The organism is Prodigiosinella confusarubida (genome assembly GCF_002847015.1).
Classification (GTDB): Bacteria; Pseudomonadota; Gammaproteobacteria; order Enterobacterales; family Enterobacteriaceae; genus Prodigiosinella; species Prodigiosinella aquatilis.
On the sequence record NZ_CP025085.1, the window covers coordinates 2,419,946 to 2,431,724 of the forward strand.

Consider the following 11,779-nt stretch of genomic DNA (forward strand, 5'->3'; position numbering starts at 1 on the left):
ATATTTGCATTCCTACTGTATCGACTGACAGGAACTTAATATGAACTGCTTAAAGGATTCCGCCGCCGGCGATAGTATTCTGTCCTTGTGCGTCGCCAGATAGACATAACGGGTCTGTCCAGGATCCCGAATGCGCATAACATGCACATTGGAGTGAGCCAGTGTGCTGATGCGCGGCATGATGGCGATACCATAATTAATGCCAACCAGGCCCACCATTGCCATGTCCTCTTCTACATAGCAGGTAATTTCAGGGATCAGTTTTTTCTGCATGAATATTTTATCGATGAATTGGCGCAAGCCGCTTTTCTGCGAAAAGAAAATAAACGGATAGGAGATAGCTTCCTCCAGCTCGATTTCGCTGTCATGGCGTTGTGCCAGCGGGTGATCGCGGGCGGTAACCAACACCAGTTCCTGGCTGATTAACGGAGTAAATTCCACATCCGTTTCATCCTCAATATGGGAACAAAGCGCCATATCGAATTTGTCTTCCTTGAGTTCCTTTACAATAGACAGGGTTGTTCCTTGAAAAAAGGAAAAACGCTTATTTTTATTATCTGGAATGTGAATAAAACGATCTATTAGCTGTGGCACCACTGTTTCGCCCATAGTGTAAATAAAGGCCAGATTGATGACGCCATCGTTGGCGCCACACATTTTCTGCAATGCAATGCGGCCTTTTTCCAGTTCAAGAAGCGCATTGTCTACATAGGGCAGAAAGGTTTTCCCGCATTGTGTTATACGAACATTTCGGCCGCATTTTTCAAACAGAGTTACACCCAGCTCTTTTTCCAGCTCGGAAATAGCGTGGCTCAATGAAGGTTGTGTAATATACAGACTTGATGCCGCTTCCGTATAATGTTGTCTTTCCGCCAGTCTTTTGAAATAGTGCAATTGTTTTAAATTCATTCTACATCTCATGAAGTTAGTGAAGCGTGTATTTTTGTGGCCTGACAATATCAACATACTGCAAGCGAGAGGAAGATGTCGCTGATTAAATCACATTATGTCGTGTGGGCCTACTTACATGGAGTCAATGAGTATCGCAGTAAAAACCGTACTATCTTGTCTCGGTGTGCAAAATTATTATGGTGTGATGCAATATAACATGTCCTCTTGTCACTTTATGCCGGGAGAAAACGTAGCTAAGTTGTTAATTGATAATTGTCATAAACATGAAAAAGGCAAATATCGTCTACTATCGGGTATCACGGTTAGTTAAAAGATACCGTCTGATGCTTATTCATTCACATTAAAAATGTTATTTTTTTCCTGATTAGCCTCTTTTACAAAAAAAACTTATGTTATTTACTCGGGAACAAAAAATAAATTTGATCTATCTCTCAGTATTTATTTATTATGTTGATGTATCTCGTGATGGTATTTCATCTGCATAATGTGTTTTTTTTGTAAAATAACAAACAAATCCTCAACAAAGATCGACACTCTCTTCCTTGATTGCGTGCAATAAAGTTGACAACAAAAACCTTATATTACGTATTAATTGTTTCCTTTATTTTATACATTAACCATGAATATTAATTTGGTAAAATTTTATAAAGTATATGAAGACAGTGTAAATAAAGAACAAAAATGTGAAGTAAGACATCAGGAAATGAGTAATAAAAACATTAACTATAAACGGAGAAAAGAATGAGCCAGAATAAGGCCTTCAATGCGCCATTTTTATTAGCTGTCATAGGTATATATCTGAGCTATTTTCTTCATGGCGTCAGTGTCATTACCTTGGCACAGAATATGACCCCTTTGGCCACCAAGTTTGGCACCGATAATGCCGGTATTGCCTACCTGATTTCAGGTATAGGATTGGGTCGACTGATCAGTATCCTATTCTTCGGCGTAATATCTGACAAGTTTGGTAGACGTTTCGTGATCCTGCTGGGTGTCATCTTATATATCGTGTTCTTCTTCGGTATTCCCGCCAGTCCTAACTTGATCGTTGCATTTATTCTGGCCGTCTGTGTCGGTGTAGCGAATGCGGCATTGGATACCGGTGCATACCCGGCATTAATGGAATGTTACCCCAAAACATCCGGTTCTGCGGTCATTCTGATCAAAGCTATGGTCTCTTTCGGTCAGATGTTCTATCCGTTATTAGTCGGTTATTTACTGGTGAATCATATTTGGTATGGCTACGGTATCATCATCCCGGGTATTCTATTTATCTTTGTCACGTTACTACTGCTTAAGAGTAAGTTCCCCAGCCAGCTGGTTGACGCCAATATTACCAAAGACTTGCCACAGATGAACCAAAAGCCGCTGGCATGGCTTGAAGGGGTCGCCTCAATTGTGTTTGGTGTCGCCATATTCTCAACGTTTTATGTGATTGTTGTCTGGATGCCCAAATATGCAATGGCCTATGCGGGTATGGCAGAAGCTGACGCATTGAAAACAATCTCTTACTACAGTATAGGCTCGTTAGTGTGCGTGTTCGTTTTTGCCTTGCTGTTAAAAAGAATGGTCCGTCCCGTTTGGGCTAATGTGTTCAATTCTGGATTAGCCGTAGCTGCCGGTATCGTGATCTATCTGTATCCATCATCGCTCGTCTGTAATGTTGGTTCCTTCATCATTGGTTTCTCCGCCGCCGGTGGGTTGCTGCAACTCGGCGTTTCCGTCATGTCCGAATTCTTCCCGAAAAGTAAGGCCAGGGTGACGAGCCTCTATATGTTGATGGGCGGGTTGTCAAACTTCCTTATTCCACTGATTACCGGATATTTATCAGAAATCGGATTGAATTACATTATATTACTGGATGTCGCATTCGCTATATTAGCCTTTATCACCGCGATAATTGTTTTTGTCCGTTACTATAAAATATTCAATATACCAGCTAATGATGTGCGGTTGGGAGAGCGCTTTTTTATAATAAGAAAAGAAGACGGAAAACCACTGCATTTATAAATAACGCATTGTATGAGAAATACGTTTTTAATGAACTTTGCGTTAAATTGAGAGAATAAATTAAGGAGTTTCTAATGGATGTAACTGCAAAATATGAACTGATTGGATTAATGGCTTACCCCATCAGACACAGTTTATCACCTGAAATGCAGAATAAAGCACTGGAAAAGGTTGGCTTACCTTATACCTATATGGCTTTCGAAGTTGACAATACGTGTTTTGGTAAAGCAATCGAAGGGCTGAAGGCGTTAAAAATGCGTGGTACCGGTGTTTCCATGCCGAATAAGCAACTGGCTTGTGAGTATGTGAATGAGTTAACCCCAGCCGCCAAACTGGTGGGCGCCATCAATACCATTGTGAACGATGATGGTTATCTTACCGGCTATAACACCGACGGTACCGGGCATATCCGGGCTATCAAAGAAAGCGGCTTTGATATTAAAGGTAAGAAAATGGTGTTGGTCGGCGCTGGCGGCGCATCTACGGCTATCGGCGCCCAGGCCGCAATCGAAGGAATTAAGGAAATCATGTTGTTTAACCGCAAGGATGAGTTCTATGAAAAAGCGGTTGCCTTTGCAAAACGGGTGAATGACAACACTGATTGTACTATTACGGTTCATGATCTGGCTGACCAGAAAGCATTTGCCGATGCCATTGCCAGCGCGGATATTTTGACCAATGGTACGAAATTGGGTATGAAACCGCTGGAAAATGAATGTATCGTCAGTGACAAATCGATGTTGCGTCCAGACTTGCTGGTTTCCGAGTGCGTTTACAACCCGCATATCACCAAGCTATTGCAAATGGCAATGGATGCTGGCTGTAAAACGGTCGATGGCTATGGAATGTTATTATGGCAAGGCGCAGAACAGTTTAAACTTTGGACGGGGAAAGATTTTCCGTTGGAATATATTAAAAAGGCCATGGGGTTTAACGCATAGTAATCCGGTTTGGATTATTTTATGTTGCCAGTCGCTACAGTATGGCACCTGAACGGAACGGACCACTACTCGTCCAGGTTGCCAGCAACATTATCTGGGCGTTGTTCGTGTTCACACTGGCTGATGTCCACCATAACGCATTAATGTAAGGGAAAAGAATGAAAACCGTAACCGTGAAAAATCTGGTAATAGGTGAAGGCGCGCCGAAAATCATTGTGTCATTAATGGGAAAAAATGTGCCACTGGTTGAGTCGGAAGCGCAATATTACAAAGATTTTGACTTTGATATCCTGGAATGGCGTATCGATCATTTTGATGATGTGAAACATATCGATAGCGTTATCGATGCCGCCCGCAAACTCCGGCGTATTATTCACGACAAACCGATCCTCTTTACCTTCCGTACCGCAAAAGAAGGGGGTGAAAAAAGCATCGCGCCCGATGAATACATTTCCCTGAATAAAGCGGTTATTGATAGCGGGCTAGTGGATATGATTGACCTGGAGCTGTTTACCGGCGATCAACTGGTGAGTGCCACAATAGAACATGCTCACGCCAAAGGGGGGAAAGTCATTATGTCCAACCATGACTTTCATAAAACGCCGCCTAAAGACGAAATTATCAAGCGTTTGTGCAAAATGCAGACGTTGGGAGCGGACATTCCCAAAATCGCCCTGATGCCACAGAACAAGACCGATGTGGTGACGTTGCTGTCAGCCACACTGGAAATGAGTGAAAAATATGCGGATCGCCCCATTATTACGATGTCTATGTCGCAATCCGGTATCATTTCTCGCTTATCGGGTGAAGTATTTGGGTCAGCAGCAACATTCGGAGCATTGAAAAAAGCATCTGCTCCTGGGCAGATAGCAATTAAAGAATTAAGAACGGTTTTAAATATATTACATCAGTCATAAAACAATCTGTGGTTGACTATTTATTCGAGAACCTTCGTGGTTCTTGGATAGATATATATGGTCACTCAGGCTGTAGGTGTATTAATGTCCTGCAATAGATGGTTTATTGGGCGTATAAAATAATCATTTAAGTAAGTGATAGACACTTTTATAGCATTTTTCGTGGCTATATATACCCAAAATAATTCGAGTTGCAGGAAGGCGGCAAGAGAGTGAATCCTGATGAGCTTATTCAGATAAGTGATTCGGGTGAACGAGCGCAGCCAACACACCAGCAACTTGAAGTATGACGGGTATAGATTATCTCGGTTATTTAAGCTGTAGTGAAGTGTCTTATATTTTTAGGTGATTGAGAAAAATAAACTCGATCATGATTAGGAGTACCTATGAAACTGGAAAAACCGAAAAGAATTAATGGTAGAGTCCCGGTGTTGTCTGCGGAAGACGCTGTGAAATATATTCCGGATGAAGCCACACTTTGTGTCTTGGGGGCTGGTGGCGGCATTCTTGAAGCCACAACATTAATTACGGCTTTATCTGAACGTTATAAAAATACACAATCGCCTCGAAATCTTTCTTTAATCAGCCCAACGGGTTTGGGTGACCGGGCAGAAAAAGGAATTAGCCCACTGGCCCAGGAAGGTTTGGTGAGATGGGCGCTTTGCGGCCATTGGGGGCAATCGCCACGTATTTCCGAGTTGGCCGAACAAAACAAGATTATCGCCTATAACTACCCGCAAGGTGTTTTGACGCAGACTATCCGGGCTTCAGCCGCCCATCAACCCGGTGTTTTGAGCGATATCGGTATCGGTACGTTTGTTGACCCACGACAGCAAGGTGGGAAGCTCAATGAAGTGACCAAAGAAGATTTGATCAAACTGATTGAAATCGACAATCAGGAGTATCTCTTCTATAAGGCCATCGCACCTAATGTTGCCTTTATCCGCGCCACGACATGTGATAGCGAAGGTTATGCCTCATTTGAAGATGAAGTGATGTATCTGGACGCGTTAGTGATCGCGCAAGCCGTGCATAACAATGGCGGTATTGTGATGATGCAAGTGCAGAAGATGGTCAAGAAAGCGACGCTTCATCCCAAGTCAGTCAGGATCCCTGGCTACCTTGTCGATATCGTGGTTGTCGATTCGGCTCAGACGCAGCTTTATGGCGGTGCGCCCGTTAATCGGTTTATTTCTGGTGATTTTGTGCTTGACGACAGTACCAGAATGGATATTCCACTGAATCAGCGCAAACTGGTTGCACGGCGTGCGTTGTTTGAAATGCGCAAAGGGGCGGTGGGAAACGTAGGCGTTGGTATTGCTGATGGCATTGGTCTGGTTGCCAGAGAGGAGGGCTGTGCTGATGACTTCGTATTGACGGTAGAAACCGGCCCTATTGGCGGCATTACCACTCAGGGGGTCGCTTTCGGCGCTAATGTTAATACCCGCGCTATTCTGGATATGACCTCCCAGTTTGACTTCTATCATGGTGGTGGACTGGATGTTTGTTATTTAAGTTTTGCTGAAATAGACCAGCACGGTAATGTCGGTGTTCATAAATTTAATGGGAAAATTATGGGCACGGGCGGGTTTATTGATATCAGTGCGACGTCGAAGAAAATTATATTCTGCGGAACATTGACGGCGGGTAGCTTAAAAACAGAAGTTAGTGAAGGAAAACTAAAAATTGTTCAGGAAGGGAAAGTCAAAAAATTTATAAAAGAGATACCGGAAATAACATTCAGTGGAAAAATAGCACTGGAGCGTGGGCTGGATGTTCGCTATATCACTGAACGCGCGGTATTTACGTTAAAAGAAGATGGATTACATTTGATTGAAATTGCGCCCGGTGTTGATCTGGAAAAAGATATTCTATCTCAAATGGACTTCAAGCCAATCATATCCAGTGACTTGAAACTGATGGATGAAAGAATGTTTTATGACAAAGTCATGGGATTTGTTTTACCTGAAGTAGATAAATAATAGGAGTACAGAATATGGACTTTGGTTTAACCGAAGAGCAAGAGTTGCTGTTGGCAAGTATTCGGGAACTTATTACCAATAATTTCCCTGAAGAATATTTCAGAACATGCGACCAAACGGGAACTTATCCCAAAGAATTCATGAAGGCGTTATCTGACAATGGTATTTCTCTATTAGGTGTACCAGAGGAATATAATGGTATTCCGGCTGATTATGTGACACAGATGCTTGCGTTGATGGAAGTCTCAAAATGTGGTGCTCCCGCATTTTTGATCACCAACGGGCAATGTATTCACAGTATGAGAAGGTTCGGTTCGCCAGAACAGTTGCGGAAAACGGCGGAAAGCACATTGGCCACCGGCGACCCGGCTTATGCGCTGGCACTCACTGAACCCGGCGCCGGGTCAGACAACAATAGCGCGACAACAGCCTACACTCGCAAGAACGGCAAAGTGTATTTGAATGGTCAGAAGACTTTTATTACCGGGGCCAAAGAATACCCTTACATGTTGGTGCTGGCGCGGGATCCTGAACCAAAAGATCCGAAAAAAGCGTTCACGCTCTGGTGGGTGGAATCGAACAGTCCAGGCATCAAAATCAACCCGTTGCATAAAATTGGCTGGCATATGCTGAGCACCTGTGAAGTCTATCTGGATAATGTCGAGGTTGATGAAAGCGACATGGTCGGTGAAGAGGGCATGGGTTTTCTGAATGTGATGTATAACTTTGAAATGGAACGTCTTATCAATGCTGCTCGCAGTACCGGTTTTGCCGAGTGTGCATTTGAAGATGCGGCCAAATATGCTAACCAGCGCATTCAGTTTGGCAAACCTATCGGCCATAACCAGATGATTCAGGAAAAACTGGCTTTAATGGCGATAAAAATCGAAAACATGCGCAACATGGTATTGAAAGTGGCATGGCAAGCCGACATGCATCAATCATTACGAACCAGTGCCGCACTCTGTAAATTGTATTGTGCGCGTACCGCGCTTGAAGTGATTGATGACGCAATTCAGATCATGGGTGGATTGGGTTATACGGATGATGCCCGCGTTTCCCGCTTCTGGCGCGATGTTCGTTGTGAACGAATTGGCGGTGGAACTGATGAAATCATGATCTATATTGCCGGGCGCCAGATTCTGAAAGATTATCAGAATAAGTAGTCGTATTTGGCCATCTCCGTTCATCCCCGATGGGGTGAACGGGTTCAACTTACTGAGAAATTCAGGCGTTTTACTATTAATAGCTTCCCCAGTTTCCCTTTCGCAGAGAAAGGTCGGGGGTGATATTAGCACTAGAATATCTATCACTATACCCGTCATACTTCAAGTTGCAGGTGTGTTGGCGGCGTTCGTTCACCCGAATCACTTACCTGAGTAAGCTCCTCGGGATTCACTCTCTTTCCGCCTTCCTGCAACTCGAATTATTTGGGGTATAAACTTAAATTAACACTTCTGGGCGTTCGCCAAACTCTGTTATATATTCCAGCCCATTGAGATCGTTTTTGAACTGTTTTCTGTATTCAGAAGGAGAACAACCCACATGCCGAATAAATAATTTTGTGAAGTGATCGACATTCTCATATCCGACCCTGAAAGAAATTTCATTCAGGCATAACTCTGTGTTAGTTAACGAAAACTTCGCTTCCGTGATTCGGCGTTTAATAACATAGTTTATTGGTGATATATGGTACTCTTTGGTGAATTCATGGCAGATATAGCTGACGCTGGCACGGAATTTTTTCGCGAGTTGATCTAAGGTGATTTTTTCTCTGTAATTGTTGTTTAAATAAACCAGGATATCTTTTACCAATACATCTTTTATTATATGTCCTGAGTCAGTTCGATACGCACTCTTGAAGTTCTCATAAAACATGACGGTGAGAACATAACCAAATGCATCATAGACTGGTGATGAGAGACCATTCATTTGCTGAGGTAATAACATGCTGATTTCATGGAAAATATTTTTTATAACATTTTTATTTTTTGCTATTGAAACAATAGGACATGAGTTTGGTTGCATTATCCTATTTTCCTCAAGACCCGTAATCTTGAAATCATAAACTGCACAGGTATAGGTCGTTGCGGGTAATGTGGCATCAGAAGCCACGGAGTGCAAACAACCGCGTTCGATGACAATAATGTCGCCCTCCTGAGCAACATAATTCGATGAATCAATCGTCAGGTTGACAAGCCCTTTTTTTACATAGATCAGTTCGGTTTCCACTTCATGCACATGATGACCGGATTCCCAGTTGGGATCGTCGCTAATAACATATCGAGAGAGTTTAGGTGTCAGTCCATTTTCGAATATGGCATTCGTTTTATTGTCAAACCAGCGTTGATACATGACTACCTCCACATTGAACCGTAAGGTCTAAGCCAACCATTGAGTGGCACGACATACCCCATGCTTCACGTCGCAGAAGCGTTGGCTGCCCAGTCGCTTACTTACTATGCTATCGCTTGAGGATTGGCCCGGCTGTTGTCTTTCTGTAACTCGAATTATTTAGGATATATATAGTAAGCGAAGATAGTTATAACATGAACCTGGCGCACGAAAACAAGATTGTTTGTATGTCATGCAAGATAGTACGCCGGTCCAGACGTACTATAAAACATGCCGCTGTTACAGAAATTAATCAATTTACTGGTTCTGACCTACACATTGAGCTAATCAATAATATACATATTTGCCACATTGAATTTACAATATGAACGTAATTTCATTTTTAACTGAATTTAATAATGTTTTTTTTAAAAGAAATAATCATATTTATGATGTGCGTCACATCTTGTTTTTTCATCTCTTTTTGCGCATTAGTCTCATGTTTAATATCTGCCTTATTTTATGCACCAATTCATTGCGTGGGATAAAAACAAATAGCTACCGGGTTGTGTTAGATAACACTTTTTTTGCAAGATAGTTGGTAACTAAAACATATTATCATGTCGTTTTTTCTTCGGAGCAGTATCAATATATCACCATGAATTTTGTCTACTTCCTTTAGATGCTTGAGATAAATTATTTTTATCTAATAAACGGTCATTAGGGAAGTAAAGAAACTTACTTCATATATTAAGTGGATATATATTTTTAACCGGAGAAAAATATGAATCAACAAAAAGTATCTCCTTTTCCTTTATTGCCAGCGATTGGCATCTCTCTGAATTGTTGTATTAGCCTGTTGCGTCATCATTCAGGTATGCAAACCTTCACCATTAATTCAAATATCTGTTATTGCCGATAGGAGATACCATGAAAATTATAACCTGCTTCAAGCTGGTACCCGAAGAGCAAGACATTGTGGTTACCGCAGAGCGGACGCTCAATTTTGATCGCGCTGATGCCAAAATCAGTCAGTTTGACCTGAATGCCATCGAAGCGGCCACCCAACTGGCTGGCACTGATGGTCAGGTAATGGCGCTCAGTGTGGGCGGCAAGTTTCTGGAAAATACCAAGGTGCGTAAAGACGTATTGTCACGCGGTCCACATGCGCTTTACCTGGTTCAGGATGCATATCTGGAACACTCGCTCCCTAAAGATACCGCCGCGGCGTTGGCTGCCGCCGCCAGTAAAATCGGCTTCGATCTCATACTGTTTGGCGAAGGTTCAGGCGATCTATATGCCCAACAGGTCGGCTTGCTCGTCGGTGAAATGTTGCAACTTCCCACTGTTAATGCCGTCAGCAATATTCAGGTGGTTGATAACCATATTCTGGTTGAACGTACCCTGGAAGATGAAGTGGAAATTCTGGAACTACCGCTTCCGGCGGTGCTCTGTGTTACTTCAGATATTAATGTTCCCAAAATCCCGTCGATGAAAGCTATCCTCGGCGCCGGGAAAAAACCGGTAACGCAGTGGAAGGCCGCCGATATTGGCTGGACGCCAACGCTGCCTTTTACCGAACTGACTCATATCCATGTGCCACCGCAGGCAGAGCGTAAACACATCATCATTGAAAGTGATGCGCCAGAAGCGATTAGCGAATTGGCGGAACATCTGAAAAAAGTGCTGAACTAACCCGGGATGGAGAAAAATCATCATGAGTAAATTAACCAATGTATGGGTGTTCAGCGACAATATCGATCGCTACGCCGAATTGTTGGCTGGCGCACGCCAGTGGGGTGAGCATGTCAACGTACTGGTACAGGATGCTGATACTGTGCCTGGCATTAAGTCGCTGGGTGCGGATATGCTTTATGTGCTGGGGGAAAAGTCCGCTCAGCAGCGTATAGAAAACTATGCTGAAACCGTGGCTTCCATTGTGGAGAAACCAGCCGCTCAGTCTCGGCCCGTTACACTGATTCTGCTATCCGCGACGAAACGTGGTAAAGCGTTGGCCGCCAGATTGAGTATCTTGCTTGATGCGGCAGTGGTTAACGACGTTACGTCATTAACGGTCAGCGATGAAGGCACCCGTGTCGAACACCGTATGTACGGGGGGCTGGCATTCGGTAGCGAAAAAATCAACACACCGATCGCCATTATCACTCTGGCGCCCGGTGTAATGGAACCTATCGCGGCTAATCCTTCCCATGACTGCCCCGTCTATCAGGCCGCTTATGTCACGCCACGTCAGGAAATCTTGTGTAAAGAGCGTCGTGCCAAATCCTTGAGCAGTGTCGACTTGAGTAAAGCCAAACGTGTCGTTGGTGTGGGCCGTGGCCTGGTCTCTCAGGATGACCTGCGCATGGTACAGGAACTGGCGACGGCGATCGGGGCGGAAGTCGGTTGTTCCCGTCCGATCGCGGAAGGTGAACACTGGATGGAACGTGAACGTTACATCGGCGTGTCCGGGGTGCTGCTGAAGTCCGATCTCTATCTGATGCTGGGTATTTCCGGCCAGATTCAGCATATGGTTGGGGGCAACGGCGCTAAAACCATCGTCGCCATCAATAAAGACAAGAACGCGCCTATCTTCAAATATGCCGACTATGGCCTGGTTGGGGACATCTATAAAGTGGTTCCCGCCCTTATTGAGCACTTGACCCGTTAATGACGCAAATCC

The 11,779-nt window shown here is 43.7% G+C and carries 9 protein-coding genes; 7 read left to right on the top strand and 2 right to left on the bottom strand.

Features of this window, described 5'->3' with window-relative positions; genetic code table 11:
• Positions 1–12: 12 nt before the first annotated feature.
• Complete coding sequence (locus tag CWC46_RS11040; RefSeq protein WP_021016524.1) at positions 13–909, bottom strand: LysR family transcriptional regulator; 897 nt, start codon at positions 907–909, stop codon at positions 13–15.
• A gap of 744 nt (positions 910–1,653) precedes the next feature.
• Here CWC46_RS11040 and CWC46_RS11045 point away from each other — a divergent pair.
• The 5 genes from CWC46_RS11045 to CWC46_RS11070 all read left to right on the top strand — a co-directional run bounded on the left by CWC46_RS11045 (position 1,654) and on the right by CWC46_RS11070 (position 7,928).
• Entirely contained in the window at positions 1,654–2,922 is a 1,269-nt protein-coding gene (locus CWC46_RS11045) for an MFS transporter (RefSeq protein ID WP_021016523.1), read from the top strand.
• A gap of 74 nt (positions 2,923–2,996) precedes the next feature.
• On the top strand, positions 2,997–3,863 hold the full coding sequence (gene ydiB, locus CWC46_RS11050; RefSeq protein ID WP_021016522.1) for a quinate/shikimate dehydrogenase: 867 nt from the start codon (positions 2,997–2,999) through the stop codon (positions 3,861–3,863).
• 158 nt (positions 3,864–4,021) lie between these two features.
• Complete coding sequence (aroD, locus tag CWC46_RS11055) at positions 4,022–4,780, top strand: type I 3-dehydroquinate dehydratase (RefSeq protein ID WP_021016521.1); 759 nt, start codon at positions 4,022–4,024, stop codon at positions 4,778–4,780.
• Between the two features lie 386 nt (positions 4,781–5,166).
• Positions 5,167–6,762, top strand: coding sequence for an acyl CoA:acetate/3-ketoacid CoA transferase (locus CWC46_RS11065; RefSeq protein ID WP_021016520.1), 1,596 nt, complete (start codon positions 5,167–5,169; stop codon positions 6,760–6,762).
• A gap of 14 nt (positions 6,763–6,776) precedes the next feature.
• The gene (locus CWC46_RS11070; RefSeq protein ID WP_021016519.1) at positions 6,777–7,928 is read left to right on the top strand and encodes an acyl-CoA dehydrogenase; all 1,152 of its coding nucleotides are present in this window, start codon (positions 6,777–6,779) and stop codon (positions 7,926–7,928) included.
• 277 nt (positions 7,929–8,205) lie between these two features.
• On the opposite strand, the gene CWC46_RS11075 is transcribed toward CWC46_RS11070, so the two are convergent.
• On the bottom strand, positions 8,206–9,117 hold the full coding sequence (locus CWC46_RS11075) for an AraC family transcriptional regulator (protein ID WP_021016518.1): 912 nt from the start codon (positions 9,115–9,117) through the stop codon (positions 8,206–8,208).
• Between the two features lie 909 nt (positions 9,118–10,026).
• Here CWC46_RS11075 and CWC46_RS11080 point away from each other — a divergent pair.
• Complete coding sequence (locus CWC46_RS11080; RefSeq protein WP_021016516.1) at positions 10,027–10,791, top strand: electron transfer flavoprotein; 765 nt, start codon at positions 10,027–10,029, stop codon at positions 10,789–10,791.
• A 22-nt stretch (positions 10,792–10,813) separates the two neighbouring features.
• Positions 10,814–11,767, top strand: coding sequence for an electron transfer flavoprotein subunit alpha (locus CWC46_RS11085; protein ID WP_021016515.1), 954 nt, complete (start codon positions 10,814–10,816; stop codon positions 11,765–11,767).
• Positions 11,768–11,779: the final 12 nt, after the last annotated feature.